Annotated in this window: 15 protein-coding genes and 5 tRNA genes; 16 read left to right on the top strand and 4 right to left on the bottom strand. The window is 32.8% G+C overall.

Going from position 1 to position 18,275, the window contains the following annotated elements:
* The first annotated feature begins 20 nt into the window (after positions 1-20).
* The 16 genes from hpf to LX78_RS10255 all read left to right on the top strand — a co-directional run bounded on the left by hpf (position 21) and on the right by LX78_RS10255 (position 13,906).
* Entirely contained in the window at positions 21-323 is a 303-nt protein-coding gene (hpf, locus tag LX78_RS10330; RefSeq protein WP_109307806.1) for a ribosome hibernation-promoting factor, HPF/YfiA family, read from the top strand.
* Positions 324-423: 100 nt separating this feature from the next.
* A tRNA-Thr gene (locus LX78_RS10325) sits at positions 424-497 on the top strand.
* Positions 498-576: 79 nt separating this feature from the next.
* A tRNA-Tyr gene (locus tag LX78_RS10320) sits at positions 577-658 on the top strand.
* Between the two features lie 28 nt (positions 659-686).
* Positions 687-759 (top strand) — tRNA-Gly (locus LX78_RS10315).
* 9 nt (positions 760-768) lie between these two features.
* Positions 769-840, top strand: a tRNA-Thr gene (locus LX78_RS10310).
* A gap of 70 nt (positions 841-910) precedes the next feature.
* Complete coding sequence (gene tuf, locus LX78_RS10305; RefSeq protein WP_109682588.1) at positions 911-2,098, top strand: elongation factor Tu; 1,188 nt, start codon at positions 911-913, stop codon at positions 2,096-2,098.
* Positions 2,099-2,159: 61 nt separating this feature from the next.
* Positions 2,160-2,232 (top strand) — tRNA-Trp (locus tag LX78_RS10300).
* A 16-nt stretch (positions 2,233-2,248) separates the two neighbouring features.
* Positions 2,249-2,446, top strand: coding sequence for a preprotein translocase subunit SecE (gene secE, locus LX78_RS10295; protein ID WP_109682587.1), 198 nt, complete (start codon positions 2,249-2,251; stop codon positions 2,444-2,446).
* 11 nt (positions 2,447-2,457) lie between these two features.
* Positions 2,458-3,012 carry a transcription termination/antitermination protein NusG gene (gene nusG / locus LX78_RS10290; RefSeq protein ID WP_109682586.1) on the top strand — a complete coding sequence of 185 codons (555 nt, stop codon included), beginning with the start codon at positions 2,458-2,460 and terminating at the stop codon, positions 3,010-3,012.
* 72 nt (positions 3,013-3,084) lie between these two features.
* Positions 3,085-3,525 (top strand): 50S ribosomal protein L11, encoded by a 441-nt coding sequence (gene rplK, locus LX78_RS10285; protein ID WP_109682585.1) that lies wholly within the window; start codon positions 3,085-3,087, stop codon positions 3,523-3,525.
* 17 nt (positions 3,526-3,542) lie between these two features.
* Complete coding sequence (gene rplA, locus LX78_RS10280) at positions 3,543-4,232, top strand: 50S ribosomal protein L1 (protein WP_109682584.1); 690 nt, start codon at positions 3,543-3,545, stop codon at positions 4,230-4,232.
* Between the two features lie 19 nt (positions 4,233-4,251).
* Complete coding sequence (rplJ, locus tag LX78_RS10275) at positions 4,252-4,773, top strand: 50S ribosomal protein L10 (RefSeq protein ID WP_109682583.1); 522 nt, start codon at positions 4,252-4,254, stop codon at positions 4,771-4,773.
* Between the two features lie 62 nt (positions 4,774-4,835).
* A complete protein-coding gene (gene rplL, locus LX78_RS10270; RefSeq protein ID WP_109682582.1) occupies positions 4,836-5,210 on the top strand; it encodes a 50S ribosomal protein L7/L12 in 375 nt (124 codons plus the stop codon).
* Between the two features lie 125 nt (positions 5,211-5,335).
* Positions 5,336-9,148 carry a DNA-directed RNA polymerase subunit beta gene (gene rpoB, locus LX78_RS10265; RefSeq protein ID WP_109682581.1) on the top strand — a complete coding sequence of 1,271 codons (3,813 nt, stop codon included), beginning with the start codon at positions 5,336-5,338 and terminating at the stop codon, positions 9,146-9,148.
* Between the two features lie 61 nt (positions 9,149-9,209).
* A complete protein-coding gene (gene rpoC, locus LX78_RS10260) occupies positions 9,210-13,511 on the top strand; it encodes a DNA-directed RNA polymerase subunit beta' (RefSeq protein ID WP_109682580.1) in 4,302 nt (1,433 codons plus the stop codon).
* A 77-nt stretch (positions 13,512-13,588) separates the two neighbouring features.
* Entirely contained in the window at positions 13,589-13,906 is a 318-nt protein-coding gene (locus LX78_RS10255) for a DUF3467 domain-containing protein (protein ID WP_109682579.1), read from the top strand.
* A 71-nt stretch (positions 13,907-13,977) separates the two neighbouring features.
* Here the strand turns inward: LX78_RS10255 and LX78_RS10250 are convergent, their stop codons facing one another.
* The 4 genes from LX78_RS10250 to LX78_RS10235 all read right to left on the bottom strand — a co-directional run.
* Positions 13,978-14,211 (bottom strand): (4Fe-4S)-binding protein, encoded by a 234-nt coding sequence (locus LX78_RS10250; protein WP_109682578.1) that lies wholly within the window; start codon positions 14,209-14,211, stop codon positions 13,978-13,980.
* Positions 14,212-14,375: 164 nt separating this feature from the next.
* Positions 14,376-16,241: an OmpA family protein gene (locus tag LX78_RS10245; RefSeq protein ID WP_170109840.1), complete on the bottom strand. Its 1,866-nt coding sequence runs from the start codon at positions 16,239-16,241 to the stop codon at positions 14,376-14,378.
* Between the two features lie 10 nt (positions 16,242-16,251).
* The gene (locus tag LX78_RS10240) at positions 16,252-17,190 is read right to left on the bottom strand and encodes a PorP/SprF family type IX secretion system membrane protein (protein ID WP_109682576.1); all 939 of its coding nucleotides are present in this window, start codon (positions 17,188-17,190) and stop codon (positions 16,252-16,254) included.
* 5 nt (positions 17,191-17,195) lie between these two features.
* The coding region (locus LX78_RS10235) for a gliding motility-associated C-terminal domain-containing protein (RefSeq protein ID WP_146192571.1) at positions 17,196-18,275 on the bottom strand (1,080 nt) is incomplete at its 5' end.

The raw sequence follows: 18,275 nt of genomic DNA, 5'->3' as shown, positions 1-18,275 counted from the left end.
CTAACCAAAAACAAAGAAGTATGAAAGTAAACACGCAATCCGTCAATTTTAATGCAGACAAAAAATTGATTGACTTTATTCAAAAGCGTATGGATAAGTTAGATTTATTTTATGACAAGGTAATAAGCTCAGATGTTTATTTGAAATTAGAAAATACTAGTGATAAAGAGAATAAAATTTTTGAAGCTCGAGTAAGTGTGCCTGGAGATAGTTTTGTAGTAAAAAAACAATGTAAAACGTTTGAAGAAGGTACAGATATGGCAATTGCATCATTAGAAAGACAGCTTAAAAAGCGAAAAGAAAAATTAAGAGCACATTTATAATAAAATTTCTCAAAAAATGTTTTGAATACGAAAATAAATATATACATTTGCAGTCCGTTAGAAATAGCGGGCTTTTTTTTATGTAAAAAAGAGAATAAAAGCCGATGTAGCTCAGCTGGCTAGAGCAGCTGATTTGTAATCAGCAGGTCGTGGGTTCGAGTCCCTCCATCGGCTCTAAAATATCGAAATTATTATTAGCAGGAAAGGCTAGTAAGATTGATAAAGTTCTTTAAAAGAGTGAAAAATTTTAATTGGGGAGATACTCAAGCGGCCAACGAGGGCAGACTGTAAATCTGCTGACTACGTCTTCGCAGGTTCGAATCCTGCTCTCCCCACTTTTAAAATTTAGGATATTAAATTATTGCGAGAGTAGCTCAGTTGGTAGAGCGTCAGCCTTCCAAGCTGAATGTCGCCGGTTCGAACCCGGTCTCTCGCTCTTTTTTAAGCCGGTGTAGCTCAGGGGTAGAGCGTTTCCTTGGTAAGGAAGAGGTCACGGGTTCAATTCCCGTCATTGGCTCTATTTAAAGAGATGTTTAAATTAGAATACACTAATATTATTATATAACTAAGATTAAATTTTTAAAAACATGGCAAAGGCAACTTTCGATCGTTCAAAACCACACTTAAATATTGGTACAATTGGACACGTAGATCACGGTAAAACAACTTTAACTGCTGCTATTACTAAAGTATTAGCTGATGCAGGTTTCTCAGAAGCAAGATCATTCGATCAAATTGATAATGCACCAGAAGAAAAAGAAAGAGGTATTACAATTAATACTTCACACGTAGAATATGCAACTGCAAAACGTCACTATGCTCACGTAGACTGTCCAGGTCACGCGGATTATGTAAAGAACATGGTAACTGGAGCTGCACAAATGGATGGTGCTATCTTAGTAGTTGCGGCTACTGATGGTCCTATGCCACAAACAAGAGAGCACATCTTATTAGGTCGTCAAGTAGGTATTCCTCGTATCGTTGTATTCATGAATAAAGTGGATATGGTTGATGATGAAGAATTAATCGAATTGGTTGATATGGAAGTTAGAGATTTACTTTCTTTCTATGAATACGATGGAGATAACGGACCTGTAATTGCTGGTTCTGCTTTAGGAGCTTTAAATGGTGAGCAAAAATGGGTAGATACAGTATTAGAATTAATGGAAGCTGTTGATTCTTGGATTGAAGAGCCTTTAAGAGAAGTTGATAAGCCTTTCTTAATGCCTATTGAAGATGTATTCTCTATTACTGGTCGTGGAACTGTTGCTACAGGTCGTATCGAAACTGGTATTGCTAATACAGGAGATCCTGTTGAGATTATTGGTATGGGAGCTGAGAAATTAACTTCTACTATTACTGGTATCGAAATGTTCCGTCAAATCCTTGATAGAGGAGAAGCTGGAGATAATGCTGGTATCTTATTAAGAGGTATTGAGAAAACTCAAATTTCAAGAGGAATGGTAATCTGTAAGCCAGGTTCTGTAACACCACATGCTAAATTTAAAGCTGAGGTTTATATCCTTAAAAAAGAAGAAGGTGGACGTCATACTCCATTCCATAATAACTACCGTCCTCAATTTTACGTACGTACAACTGACGTAACTGGAAACATTGCGCTTCCAGAAGGAGTAGAGATGGTTATGCCTGGAGATAACTTAACAATTCACGTTGAGTTAATTCAACCAATTGCAATGAATGTTGGTCTTCGTTTCGCTATTCGTGAAGGAGGAAGAACTGTTGGAGCTGGTCAGGTTACTGAAATTTTAGACTAATAAAGTTTAATAAATATAAAGTTAAGGTATTCCGATTTTCGGAATGCCTTGACTTGTATTTACGGGTTTAGCTCAGTTGGTAGAGCACTGGTCTCCAAAACCAGGTGTCGGGAGTTCGAGTCTCTCAACCCGTGCAAATAAAATTATATAATGGCTGGAATTGTAAACTATATAAAAGAATCATTTGAAGAATTGAAAAACAATGTGTCTTGGCCAACATGGGCTGAAGCACAAAGTTTAACAATATTAGTTGCTGTATTTTCTATCATTTTCTCATTAGCAATTTGGGGTGTAGATACAGTATTTAGTAAAGTGGTAGGATTCTATTTTAAATTTATTAACGGTTAAAATAAGAATTTATGTCTGAAGGGAATGATAAAAAATGGTACGTAGTACGTGCTGTAAGTGGTCAAGAGAATAAAATTAAAGCTTATATCGAAAATGAAATAGCTCGATTAGGCCTACAAGATTATGTTGATCAAGTTTTAGTTCCAACCGAAAAAGTAATACAAATTCGTAACGGAAAGAAAATAAATAAAGAAAAAGTTTATTTTCCAGGTTACATAATGATTAAAGCAAATTTAACTGGAGAAATACCTCATATTATTAAATCTGTTACAAATGTAATTGGTTTTTTAGGTGAAACAAAAGGTGGTGATCCTGTTCCATTAAGACAATCTGAAGTTAACAGAATGTTAGGTAAAGTAGATGAATTAGCTGTAGATACAGATTCTAATGTAGCTATTCCATTTAATGTTGGAGAAACTGTTAAAGTAATCGATGGACCATTCAATGGTTTTGATGGAACTATCGAAAAAATAAATGAAGAAAAGCGTAAACTTGAAGTTATGGTGAAGATTTTCGGTAGAAAAACACCTTTAGAATTAAGTTATATGCAAGTAGAAAAAGTATAATAATTGTTACATAATAAATGCAATCTTATGCTTCAAATTAGTAAGAATTGCAAATAAATTAAATTATTAAAAATGGCAAAAGAGTTAAGTAAAGTAGTTAAACTACAAGTTAGGGGAGGTGCAGCGAATCCGTCGCCACCGGTTGGACCCGCTTTAGGTGCCGCTGGAGTAAATATCATGGAGTTCTGTAAGCAGTTTAATGCAAGAACCCAAGATAAACCTGGTAAAGTTTTACCAGTTGTGATTTCGGTTTTCAAAGACAAATCATTTGACTTTGTAATCAAAACACCACCTGCAGCTGTACAATTATTAGAAGCGGCCAAAGTAAAAAAAGGTTCGGGAGAACCTCATATAAAGAAAGTAGCAAAAGTTTCTTGGGATCAGGTTAGAACCATCGCAGAAGACAAAATGGTAGATTTAAATGCATTTACTATTGATTCAGCAATGAAGATGATAGCAGGTACTGCAAGATCTATGGGTATAACTGTTAAAGGTGGCGAAGCCCCTAATTAATCTAAAAAATTTTTAAGATGGCAAGATTAACAAGAAAACAAAAAGAAGCTTTAGCTAAAATAGAAAAAGGTAAAATTTATTCTGTTACTGAAGCATCAGCATTAGTAAAAGAAATAACCAATACCAAATTTGATGCATCTATTGATTTAGCAGTAAGATTAGGAGTAGATCCTAGAAAAGCTAATCAAATGGTAAGAGGTGTTGTAACACTTCCTCATGGTACAGGTAAAGACGTTAAAGTTTTAGCATTAGTAACACCAGATAAAGAAGCAGAAGCTAAAGAAGCTGGTGCTGATTATGTTGGTTTAGACGAATACCTTGATAAAATTAAAGGTGGATGGACAGATGTAGACGTTATTGTAACTATGCCAAGTGTTATGGGTAAATTAGGTCCTTTAGGACGTGTATTAGGTCCTCGTGGTTTAATGCCAAACCCAAAAACAGGTACTGTTACTATGGATGTTGCTAAAGCTGTTAGCGATGTTAAAGCTGGTAAAATTGACTTTAAAGTTGATAAAACTGGAATCGTTCACGCATCAATTGGAAAAGCATCTTTTAGTGCTGATAAAATTGTAGATAACGCAAACGAATTATTACAAACATTAATGAAACTAAAACCAACTGCAGCAAAAGGAGTTTATGTAAAAAGCATATATATGTCTTCTACTATGAGTCCTAGTTTAGCTGTAGATCCAAAAATCGGTTAAGTAGTTTAAAACTTTTATTATGACAAGAGAAGAAAAATCACATGTAATCGAAGAATTAACTGCACAATTAGCTGATAATACAAATATCTATTTAGCAGATATTTCTGGATTAGATGCAGCTAGTACATCAAATTTACGTCGTGCTTGTTTTAAAGCAAACGTAAAATTAGCAGTTGTTAAAAATACGTTGCTTGCAAAAGCAATGGAAGCATCAGAAAAAGACTTTGGAGAACTTCCTGAAACATTAAAAGGAAATACTTCAGTTATGTATTCTGAAACTGGTAATGCTCCAGCAAAAATAATTCAAAATTTCCGTAAAAAATCAAATAGACCACTTTTAAAAGGAGCGTTTATTGAAGAAGCAATTTATATTGGAGATGAACAATTAGACTCTCTAGTAGATATTAAATCTAAAGAGGAAGTTATTGGAGATATTATTGGATTATTACAATCACCAGCTAAAAATGTTATTTCAGCACTTAAATCAAGTGGTGGAAAATTAGCAGGAATTATCAAAACATTATCCGAAAAAGAAGGATAATTTAAAACGTGTACGCACTTAAACAAATTATATTTTATTAAAACTATTAAAACGATAGAAAAATGGCAGATTTAAAAGATTTCGCAGAACAATTAGTTAACTTAACTGTAAAAGAAGTAAACGAATTAGCAACTATATTAAAAGATGAGTATGGTATCGAGCCTGCAGCTGCTGCTGTAGCTATGGCTGGTCCAGTTGCTGGTGGTGGAGACGCTGCTGAGGAGCAATCAGAATTTGATGTAATGCTTAAAGCAGCTGGTGCTTCTAAATTAGCAGTAGTTAAATTAGTTAAAGAATTAACTGGTTTAGGATTAAAAGAAGCTAAAGAATTAGTTGATGGTGCACCTAGTGCTATCAAAGAAGGTGTTTCTAAAGATGAAGCAGAAGCTTTAAAAGCTTCTTTAGAAGAGGCTGGAGCTGAGGTTGAGCTTAAGTAAGCTTATCACCCAAAATTAACAAAGGTTTAGGTCTGGAGAGTACTCTCTAAGACCTAGACCATTTGTCGTATATAGCCAGCAGGCTATAAACAAACATTTTTTTTTAATCAAAATTTCGTCCATTGATGTTAGTAACACAAGCTGAAAGATTAAACTTCTCGTCTATTGTAAATAGAACAGAATATCCAGATTTTATGGATATTCAGATTAAATCCTTTCAGGATTTTTTCCAGTTAGAAACTAAATCTGAAGAAAGAGGTAATGAAGGTCTTTATAATACCTTCATGGAAAACTTCCCAATAACAGACACACGTAATCAATTTGTTTTAGAATTTTTAGATTACTTTATCGATCCACCTAGATATACCATTGAAGAATGTATTGAAAGAGGACTTACATATAGCGTTCCACTTAAGGCTAGATTAAAACTTTATTGTACAGACCCTGAACATGAGGATTTCGAGACTATTGTTCAAGATGTGTACTTAGGTACTATTCCTTACATGACACCTTCTGGTACTTTTTGTATCAATGGTGCAGAACGTGTTGTAGTTTCTCAATTACATCGTTCTCCTGGTGTGTTTTTCGGACAATCTTTTCATGCAAATGGAACTAAATTATATTCTGCAAGAGTAATTCCTTTTAAAGGATCTTGGATTGAATTCGCTACAGATATTAACTCTGTAATGTATGCGTATATCGATCGTAAGAAAAAATTACCTGTAACAACGTTATTTAGAGCTATTGGTTTTGAACGTGATAAAGATATTCTTGAAATCTTTGACCTTGCTGAAGAAGTAAAAGTTTCTAAAGCTGGATTGAAAAAAGTTCTAGGTCGTAAACTTGCAGCTCGTGTACTTAATACATGGCATGAAGATTTTGTTGATGAAGATACTGGTGAAGTAGTTTCAATTGAACGTAACGAAATTGTTTTAGATCGTGATACGGTTTTAGATAAAGACAATATTGAAGAAATTCTTGAAACAAGCGTAAAGACTATTCTTTTACATAAAGAAAGTGCGCAACAAGGAGATTATGCTATTATTCATAATACACTTCAAAAAGATCCAACAAACTCTGAAAAAGAGGCTGTTGAACATATATATAGACAACTACGTAATGCTGAGCCGCCAGATGAGGAAACAGCACGTGGTATTATAGATAAATTATTCTTCTCAGACCAACGTTACTCTTTAGGTGAAGTAGGTCGTTATAGAATGAATAAAAAATTAGGTCTTGATATTGGAATGGATAAGCAAGTGCTTACAAAAGAAGATATTATTACCATTATTAAATATTTAATCGAACTTATCAATTCTAAAGCAGAAATTGATGATATCGATCACTTATCTAACCGTCGTGTACGTACAGTTGGTGAGCAATTATCATCTCAATTTGGTGTTGGTTTAGCTCGTATGGCTCGTACTATTCGTGAACGCATGAATGTACGAGATAACGAAGTATTTACTCCAATAGATTTAATTAATGCTAAGACATTATCGTCTGTTATTAATTCTTTCTTTGGAACTAACCAGTTATCTCAATTCATGGATCAAACCAATCCTCTTGCCGAAATTACGCACAAGCGTCGTTTATCTGCATTAGGACCTGGAGGTTTATCTCGTGAAAGAGCAGGATTCGAAGTACGTGATGTTCACTATACGCACTATGGAAGACTTTGTCCAATTGAGACTCCAGAGGGTCCAAACATTGGTCTTATTTCTTCACTTTCAGTATTTGCTAAGGTAAATTCAATGGGTTTCATCGAAACACCTTACAGAAAAGTAACTGATGGAGTTGTAGATATTAAAAGCACACCAATTTATTTAAGTGCTGAAGAAGAAGAAGATCAAATGATTGCTCAAGCAACTGTAAAAGTTGATGATAAAGGAAAAATTCTTCACGATAAGGTAATTGCTAGAATGGAAGGCGATTTCCCAGTTGTGGATCCAAATCAAATTCATTATACAGATGTTGCTCCTAATCAAATTGCTTCAATTTCTGCATCTTTAATTCCATTCTTGGAACATGATGATGCGAATAGAGCCTTAATGGGATCAAACATGATGCGTCAAGCAGTTCCTTTATTACGTCCTCAAGCTCCTATTGTTGGAACAGGATTAGAAAGACAAGTAGCTTCAGATTCTCGTGTTTTAATTAATGCCGAAGGAAATGGAGTTGTAGAGTATGTTGATGCAAACGAAATTACTATTAAATACGATAGAACTGAAGATGAAGCTAAAGTAAGTTTTGATAGCGATGTTAAAACATACCAATTAGTAAAATTCAGAAAAACCAATCAAGGAACATCTATTAACCTGAAGCCAATTGTTGTAAAAGGCGATAAAGTTGTAAAAGGTCAAGTTCTTTGTGAAGGATATGCTACTCAAAAAGGAGAATTAGCTTTAGGTAGAAATATGAAAGTAGCCTTTATGCCTTGGAAAGGGTATAACTTTGAGGATGCAATTGTAATTTCTGAAGAAGTAGTAAGAAATGATGTTTTCACATCAATTCATATAGACGAGTACTCTCTTGAAGTAAGAGATACTAAATTAGGTAACGAAGAATTAACTAATGATATTCCTAACGTTTCAGAAGAGGCTACTAAAGACCTTGATGAAAACGGGATGATTCGAGTTGGAGCTGAAGTAAAACCTGGAGACATTCTTATTGGAAAAATTACTCCGAAAGGAGAAAGCGATCCAACACCGGAAGAAAAATTATTACGCGCTATTTTTGGTGATAAAGCTGGAGATGTTAAAGATGCATCTTTAAAAGCGTCGCCTTCATTAAATGGTGTAGTAATAGACAAAAAACTTTTTGCTCGTGCAGTTAAAGATAAACGCAAACGTGCAAAAGATAAAGAAGATATCACTCAATTAGAAGGTATCTACGATAAGAAGTTTGATGATTTAAAAGATGTTTTAGTTGAAAAACTATTTGCTATTATAAATGGTAAAACAGCTCAAGGTGTCTTTAATGATTTAGGTGAAGAAGTTTTACCAAAAGGTAAAAAATACACTCTTAAAATGTTAAACGCTGTTGATGATTATACACACTTAACAAGTGGTACATGGACAACAGATGATTATACAAACAAGCTTGTTGCCGATTTAATTCACAATTATAAGATTAAAGAAAACGATTTACAAGGTTCTTTAAGACGTGAGAAGTTTACAATTTCTGTTGGAGATGAACTTCCAGCAGGTATTATAAAATTAGCTAAAGTTTATATAGCTAAAAAACGTAAGCTAAAAGTTGGTGATAAAATGGCAGGACGTCATGGTAACAAAGGTATTGTTGCACGTATCGTTCGTCAAGAAGATATGCCATTCTTAGAAGATGGAACTCCAGTAGATATAGTTTTAAATCCACTTGGTGTACCTTCTCGTATGAATATTGGTCAGATTTATGAAACTGTTCTTGGATGGGCTGGACAAAAATTAGGACGTACGTATGCGACACCTATTTTTGATGGAGCTACTCTTGATCAAATTAACGAATTTACAGACGAAGCTGGAATTCCAAGATTTGGACATACGTATTTATATGATGGAGGAACAGGAGACCGATTTGATCAGCCTGCAACAGTTGGAATTATCTATATGTTAAAATTAGGACATATGGTTGACGATAAGATGCACGCACGTTCTATTGGACCATACTCATTAATTACACAACAACCATTAGGTGGTAAAGCACAATTTGGTGGTCAGCGTTTTGGAGAAATGGAAGTTTGGGCACTTGAAGCGTATGGAGCATCTGCAACTTTAAGAGAAATATTGACAGTTAAATCTGATGATGTTATTGGAAGAGCTAAAACTTACGAAAGTATAGTTAAAGGAGAACCAATGCCAGAACCTGGATTACCAGAATCTTTCAACGTACTTATGCACGAATTGAAAGGTTTAGGACTAGACATTAGATTAGAGGAATAAAAAATCACCTCGAAAGAGGGGAAATTTAAGTTTACAAAATAATTCGATATCACCATTTATTATGGCAAGAAAACAAGATAAGAATACAGTACAGAGATTTAACAAAATCTCAATTGGTTTAGCATCACCAGAGTCTATTTTAGCAGAATCAAGAGGTGAGGTGTTAAAACCAGAAACTATCAATTATCGAACTCATAAACCAGAACGTGACGGTTTATTCTGTGAGCGTATTTTTGGTCCTGTAAAGGATTACGAATGTGCTTGTGGTAAATATAAAAGAATTCGCTACAAAGGTATTATTTGCGACCGTTGTGGAGTAGAAGTAACAGAGAAGAAAGTACGTAGAGATAGAGTAGGACACATTAATCTTGTAGTTCCTGTTGCTCATATTTGGTATTTCCGTTCGTTACCAAATAAAATAGGTTACCTTTTAGGATTACCATCTAAGAAATTAGATATGATTATTTACTACGAACGTTATGTAGTAATTCAAGCAGGTATTGCTAACAATGCTGAAGGAGAACCAGTTCAAAAAATGGATTTCTTAACAGAAGAAGAATATTTAAATATTCTTGAAACGCTTCCTAAAGAAAATCAATATTTAGATGATACAGATCCTAATAAGTTTATTGCTAAAATGGGAGCTGAGTGCTTAATAGATTTATTAGCTAGAATAGATTTAGATGGCTTATCATTCGAATTAAGACATAAAGCAAACACAGAAACGTCTAAGCAACGTAAAACAGAAGCTTTAAAACGTTTACAAGTTGTAGAATCTTTACGTGAGTCTAATGAGAACAGAGAAAATCGTCCAGAATGGATGATTATGAAAGTAGTTCCAATTATTCCACCAGAATTACGTCCATTAGTTCCACTTGATGGAGGACGTTTTGCTACTTCAGATTTAAACGATCTTTATCGTCGTGTTATTATTAGAAACAATCGTCTTAAAAGACTTGTTGAAATTAAAGCACCTGAAGTTATTTTACGTAACGAAAAACGTATGTTACAAGAATCTGTAGATTCGTTATTCGATAATACCCGTAAATCTTCAGCAGTAAAAACAGATTCTAATAGACCTTTAAAATCTTTATCAGATTCATTAAAAGGAAAGCAAGGTCGTTTCCGTCAAAACTTACTAGGTAAGCGTGTTGATTATTCAGCTCGTTCGGTAATTGTTGTTGGACCAGAATTAAAATTATACGAATGTGGATTGCCTAAAAATATGGCAGCTGAGCTTTACAAACCTTTTGTAATTAGAAAATTAATTGAAAGAGGTATTGTAAAAACGGTAAAATCTGCTAAGAAAATAATAGATAGAAGAGAACCTGTAGTTTGGGATATCTTAGAGAATGTTTTAAAAGGGCATCCAGTTCTTTTAAATCGTGCTCCTACGTTACACAGACTAGGTATTCAAGCTTTTCAACCTAAATTAATTGAAGGAAAAGCAATCCAATTACATCCACTTGTAACTACTGCATTTAATGCCGATTTTGATGGAGATCAAATGGCTGTGCATTTACCATTAGGACCAGAAGCTATTTTAGAGTCACAATTATTAATGTTAGCGTCTCATAATATCTTAAATCCTGCAAATGGTTCGCCAGTTGCTGTACCTTCTCAAGATATGGTTCTAGGTCTTTATTATATGACTAAAGAGCGTAAGTCTACAAAAGATGTACCTATTAAAGGTGAAGGGTTAACTTTCTATTCTCCAGAAGAGGTAATTATTGCTTATAACGAAAAGCAAGTTGAGTTAAATGCATCAATTAAAGTTAGAACTTACGACTTTAATGAAGCAGGAGAGTTAACATTACAAATTATTCCAACAACTGTAGGACGTGTACTTTTTAATAAAAATGTACCTCATGCAGCTGGATATATAAACGAAGTACTTACTAAAAAATCATTAAGAAATATTATTGGTGATATTTTAAAAGTAACTTCAGTTCCTGAAACAGCTAATTTCCTTGATGAAATTAAAAGCTTAGGTTATAATTTCGCCTTTAAAGGTGGTTTATCATTTAGTTTAGGAGATATTATTATTCCACCAGAAAAGCAATCTATGATTGACAAAGCTAACGGCTTAGTTGATGGTATTATGGGTAACTATAACATGGGATTAATAACAAATAACGAACGTTATAACCAAGTTATTGATATCTGGACTTCAACAAATGCTGAGTTAACTGAGTTGTCCATGAAACGTATTCGTGAAGACCAACAAGGTTTCAACTCTGTATATATGATGCTTGACTCTGGAGCTCGTGGATCTAAAGAACAGATTCGTCAGCTTACAGGTATGCGTGGATTAATGGCGAAACCTAAAAAATCTAATGCTGGTGGTGGAGAGATTATTGAAAATCCAATTCTTTCTAACTTTAAAGAAGGACTTTCAATTTTAGAATACTTTATCTCAACCCATGGTGCTCGTAAAGGTCTTGCCGATACAGCTCTTAAAACTGCAGATGCTGGTTATTTAACGCGTCGTTTAGTAGATGTATCTCAAGACGTTATTGTAAATAGCGTAGACTGTGGTACTCTTAGAGGTGTTGAAGTAACACCATTAAAGAAAAATGATGAAGTTGTTGAGCCGTTAAAAGATAGAATTGTAGGTAGAATTTCATTAAACGATGTTTATAATCCATTAACTGACGAATTATTAGTTGCTTCAGGAGAATTAATTGATGAAGATATTGCTAAAGCAATAGAAAATTCACCTATAGATGCTGTTGAAGTTCGTTCTCCATTAACATGTGAAGCTAAGAAAGGTATTTGTGCTAAATGTTATGGACGTAATCTTGCAACTAATAAAATGGTACAACGTGGTGAAGCCGTTGGTGTTGTGGCAGCACAATCTATTGGTGAACCAGGTACACAATTAACACTTCGTACGTTCCACGTAGGTGGTATTGCAGGAAACATTTCGGAAGAAAATAAATTAGCAGTAAAATTTGATGGAATTGCTGAGATAGACGAACTTAAAACAGTTAAAGGTGAAGATAAAGATGGAAATGCAATTAACATTGTAATTTCTCGTACATCCGAGCTGAAACTTGTTGATAAGAAAACTGGAATTGTATTAAGTACAAATAACATTCCTTATGGATCAACTATTAATGTTAAAAATGGTGATGCACTTAAAAAGGGAGATGTAGTTTGTGCTTGGGATCCATATAATGGTGTTATTATTTCAGAATTTGCTGGAAAAGTACGTTACGAAAATATTGAACAAGGTATTACTTACCAAGTTGAAATAGATGAACAAACTGGATTCCAAGAAAAAGTAATTTCTGAATCTAGAAATAAAAAGTTAATCCCTACACTTCATATTGAAGATTCTAAAGGAGAAACTATCCGTTCTTACAACTTACCAGTTGGAGCACATTTAATGATAGATGATGGAGATAAAATTAAAGTCGGTAAGATTTTAGTTAAAATACCTCGTAAATCAGCTAAATCTGGAGATATTACAGGAGGTTTACCACGTGTTACAGAATTATTTGAAGCTCGTAATCCTTCTAATCCAGCTGTAGTAAGTGCTATTGATGGTGTTGTTTCTTTTGGAAAAATTAAGAGAGGAAATCGTGAAATTATTATAGAATCTAAATTAGGCGATATTAAGAAATACTTAGTAAAATTATCGAACCAAATACTTGTTCAAGAAAATGATTTCGTTAAAGCTGGTATGCCTCTTTCGGATGGTTCTATAACACCAAACGATATCTTGAATATTAAAGGACCTTCAGCTGTACAACAGTATTTGGTTAACGAAGTTCAAGAAGTTTACCGTTTACAAGGTGTGAAAATTAACGATAAGCATTTTGAAGTTGTTGTAAGACAAATGATGCGTAAAGTTAGAATAATAGATTCTGGAGATACAACTTTCTTAGAAGATCAATTAGTTCATAAATCTGATTTCATTGAAGAAAATGATGAAGTTTTTGGAATGAAAGTAGTAGAAGATGCAGGAGAATCTGCAACTTTAAAAGCTGGACAAATTGTAACACCACGTGAATTAAGAGATGAAAATTCTTTATTACGTAGAGAAGATAAGAAACTTGTTGAAGCAAGAGATGCGCAACCAGCAACTGCAACTCCAATCTTACAAGGTATAACAAGAGCATCGTTACAAACTAAATCGTTTATTTCTGCAGCATCGTTCCAAGAAACAACTAAAGTTCTTAACGAAGCAGCTGTAAATGGAAAAGTTGATACTTTAGAAGGACTTAAAGAAAATGTTATTGTAGGTCATAGAATTCCAGCTGGAACTGGTATGAGAACTTACGAAAATATAATTGTTGGTTCTAAAGAGGAATTCGATGAAATGATGCAGGCAAAACAAGAAGTTAATTATAACTAAGTTTTGGTTTTCATTAAATATAAATAATTATAAGAATCCTGCTATTGCAGGATTCTTTGTTTAAAACTTAATAGATTATGTCAGACGAAAAAAATAAAAAAAAACCAGGACAAATTAATATTGAATTAGATGAAAAAGTAGCTGAAGGAACTTATTCTAATTTGGCCATTATTAATCATTCAGTATCAGAATTTGTTATTGATTTTGTTAGTATTATGCCTGGAACTCCAAAAAGTAAGGTGAAATCCAGAATTATTTTAACACCACAACATGCTAAAAGGTTATTTAAAGCATTAGGAGATAATGTTCATAAATTTGAAAATGCCCATGGCGAAATTAAAGATTACGAGCAACCTCCAATTCCTTTAAATTTTGGTCCAACTGGAGAAGCTTAAAAAGAATAAGTATTTTAATAACCCATTGAATTTTCAATGGGTTTTTATGTTTTAAATCTAGTATAAAATACTTAACAGGCTTCTTTTTTATTTAAGCAATAATCTAATGCTCCCGAAGGGCATTTCTTTATTTGACGTATAATTTTTTTAGTGGAAGCTCCGTCAAGATCTATCCAAGGGATAACGGAATCTCTAAAGACATTTGAAAGTTCTCTTGCGCAACGCTCTGCGTGAATGCAAACACGAGGTTTGTAGGTTACAGTAATATCGTTATTACTGAAAACATTTGGGTTATTTGTTTCCATAAGTAGATCATTATTTGGGGTTATAATCTAAATTAAATGTATAAAAATGAAATTCTGAACTTACAGAAAATCGATTAAATGTATTAAAAATTCGATTAAATACAACAATAATGTTATTTATTCGATGAACTACCTGTTAATTAACCTTTAATTGATGCTTTATTCTATTTCATGATAATAAATTCACAACGTCTATTAATTGCATGTTCTTCTTCAGTACAGTTTTCTCCACAATTAACCAATAATTTACTTTCACCATAACCTTTTGAAGTTAGACGATTTGCTTCTATTCCTTTAGAAAGTATATAGTTCATAGCTGATTTGGCTCTATTTGCTGATAAAACCAAATTATATTCAAAGGTGCTTCGGTTGTCAGTATGGGCACCTAGCTGTACTTCCATACGAGGGTATTTTTTCATCAGATTTACTAGTATATCTAGTGTTTTACCAGCATTTGGTTTAATATCCCATTTGTCAAGATCAAAATATATGTTTTCTAATTCAATATAAACGTATCCATCTTCTTTTTCTACAATAAGCTCTTCAGCATCATCATAGGTTTCAATCTCTAATTCTATATTTAATTCAATTATACCTGAATCATCAGTTTCAAAATTAATTGCATTTGGAATATAAAACGGTTTATAGCCTTCAATTTTAAAAGAACTATATGGTTTAACTTTAAAAGAATATTTCCCATCTAATCCTACTTTAAATGAATCAATAGGTTTATTGTTTTCATCAAATAATGTTACCAAAGTTTCCGATAGTAATTCTTTAGAGTTTTTATCTCTTACTAATCCTTTAACAATTAATTTTCTTTCATTTTCAATTCTATTAAAATGGTACAAATGATCATCTCCTTCTCTGTTTGAAGAGAAAAAACCTGTATTGTCTTCTACATTTACTATAAAACCAAAGTCATCTAAAGGACTATTTAAAGTATTTCCTAGATTTAAAGGAGAACTCCATGTTTCATTATTGAATTCGCACATAAAAACATCTAGCCCTCCTAATCCTTGCAAACCGTTTGAGGCAAAGTATAAACTTCCAGTTTTAGATATAAATGGAAATTGCTCTAATTGAGGCGTATTAATAGATTCTCCTAAATTAATTGGAGTTCCATATTCTTCACCATTAATAGTTACATAATAAATATCAAAAGAACCTTTTCCACCTGGCATATCACTAGAAAAATAAAGTTTTGAATTATCAGTATTCAAACATGGGTGTTGTATGGAATACAATTCACTAGAAAATGGGAGTTCTTCAATTTTAGTCCACTCATTATCAATTAATGACGCCTTATACAATCTGACAGTAGCTATTTTTTCGTTCCCAATTTTAAATCGTTTTAAGCTAGTTCTTGAGAAATACATGGTTTTACCATCATTTGTTAAAATAGCATTACTTTCATGTGTTTTAGAATTTACATCAGAATTAAATGGTAGAATGTTTTCTAGAGCACTATTTTCTGTAAAATTAGCAGAATAGAGATCTAAATATGGTTTTTCATTCCAATTATAATTTTTACTATCCGTATTTCTTAAGGAAGAGAAGACTAGTTTATCTCCAAAATAATTGATGCCAAAATCACCTGGCTGTGCACCTTTAGTAATTTGTTTTATTTCATAGATAAAAGGATTTGCCATATTAACCTTACTTACAAATGAAGGTGAATTTATGTTCTTATCTTTATAATTAGACATTATAGAATCTGCCTTACTTATATTGTTTGTACCATATAAGGCTTGAGCATACTTAAAATACATGTCATTAGGTATAGTCACTTTTGAAGCTATAGCTTTTGAATAATTTTCTACAGCTTTATTCATCATAGAATTATAGTAGTAAGCATCAGCTAGATTTATAAGTGAACTATCGTTAACTTTCAGTTCTTCATAAATTTCTGCAGCTTTTACATAAGACTTTTCCATAAATAATTTATTTGCCTTTTTAAGTTTTGCATCTTGTGAATGCGCTACATGACAAAGAGACAATAAGAAAAAAAATATTTTGAATATTCTCATAATAATTATTTTAAAAGAATCTTGGTGATTTATCGTAACCATTACCAAGTTTTGAAAGATCTATTAATAAGATGATTTCATGCGATCCTGAATTAAAATCACCTAAATTTGAAATAGTATAATCGTAAGCATATCCAATTCTAATAGATTTTGTGACACTAAAATTCACTAAACCAGATAGACCATCTCCAAACCTATATCCAATACCAAATTCTAAAAAATTATTTATCAGTACATTCGTGGTCAAATCGAATGAAATAGGTGCTCCATTAACTCCAATTGCCATAAAAGCAGGTTTCAATTTTAAGTTTTCATTTAAATTGAAAACATAGCCACCTGTAAAAAAAATGTGTAATTTTTCAGTAGCTTCTGAAGCAATTCCATCACTATCTTTAATATATTTTGATTTCAATAAATTTGGTACTGAAATCCCTATATAATAATTATCTGAAAAATAATATGCACCTACTCCTATGTTTGGAAAGGTTCGACTATAATTCTCTGAAAAAGTTGGATCAGGTGTAGGATCTGAATACTTAAAACCATCAAAATTCGTAGAATAAAAAGATAATCCAGCTTTTAGACCTAAAGACAATTTTGAATTAGCACTTACAGGAATTACGTATGCTATATCAGCAAATAAATTGGTGTTATTTACAACGTCACCAATTTGATCATGATAAATAGATAGCCCACCTTCAACTCTATCAGTTAAGGTAGAATGCGCAAAGAAAGTTCCAGTTGAAGGAGATCCAACTGCACCAACCCATTGAGACCTATAAAGCAATCCTAAGTTTATAACTTCACTATTATCAGTAGCATATGCAGGATTAATAAGACTCATGTTATACATATATTGTGTATACTGAGGATCTTGCTGACCATAGCTAGTAAAAATACTTCCTATCAGAAATAAAAAAATGTATATTATGTTACTTTTATTCAGCATTTGTATTACATGTTTAAATATACTCGACCTTGGATTGGTTGTCGATTACCATCATTAAATTTTAAAATAAAGTAATAAACTCCTACTGGAACAACCGAGTTTCCTAAACTAGATCCTGTATTTGATTTTCCGTCCCAATCAGGTGTATTTATATCTCCTTTATAAAGCTTATTACCATATCGGTTGTATATTTCCAAATAGAAGTTTGGATATAATTCGTTTAAATTATTTATATGAAACGTATCATTAATATGATCGCCATTTGGTGAGAATCCATCTGGTATTAATAAATCATCAATGCAAGCCTTTAAATTCACGGTGACTGCTAATCTGATTATACTTGGACAATTATTTGAAGACATTATAGAGGCATAATAGGTTTCTCCATCAACTAATAGTGTATTTGGTGGAATTATATTGCCATTTTCAATACTGTCATACCAAATTACTGTATCATTGTTAGTGATATTATTTGAAAGATCTTCTATAGTTGGGTTAACACTAATACAAAACACATCTCCTTGATCAACTAGAATTGGAGTTATACTTTCATAGACTTCAAAAACTATTGGATTTAAAAATGAAGTATCAGCACTACAGATACCATTTTCAGGAATAAAATCTGTGATATTTAGCTCATAATTTCCATAAATTGTGAAAGCACTTGCTAAAATAAGAAAGTTACCTTCACCATTATTTATTGTAACCAAAACAGAATCGGTGAAGTTATCAGCTCCAGTGATATTGTAAATAATAAAATAATTACCATCCTCAAGTGAATTAGCGTTTAAAATATTAACCATAAGGTTTTCGCCTTCACAAATATTATTAGTACTTAATTCTAAACCTGTTATATCAGGTAATTCTGTTATTGTTACAATTACTTCAGCTGAATCAAAGAAACCACATTGTTGATTGACAACTGTATAGGTATATGTTCCAGGCGCATCAAGAGCAGGATCGAAAAGTCCAGTACCACTATTAAGAGCAGGAGACCAGATACCACCAGAATCAGGCGTACCACCAAGACTATTAAATAAATCGTAAGTATTGGTATCATCTTCACAAATCTCAAGACTTCCATT

This window comes from Xanthomarina spongicola (genome assembly GCF_003148645.1).
GTDB classification, from domain to species: domain Bacteria; phylum Bacteroidota; class Bacteroidia; order Flavobacteriales; family Flavobacteriaceae; genus Xanthomarina; species Xanthomarina spongicola.
The sequence above is the reverse complement of the archived record's forward strand: the minus strand, read 5'-3'. Positions and strand labels throughout refer to the sequence as shown.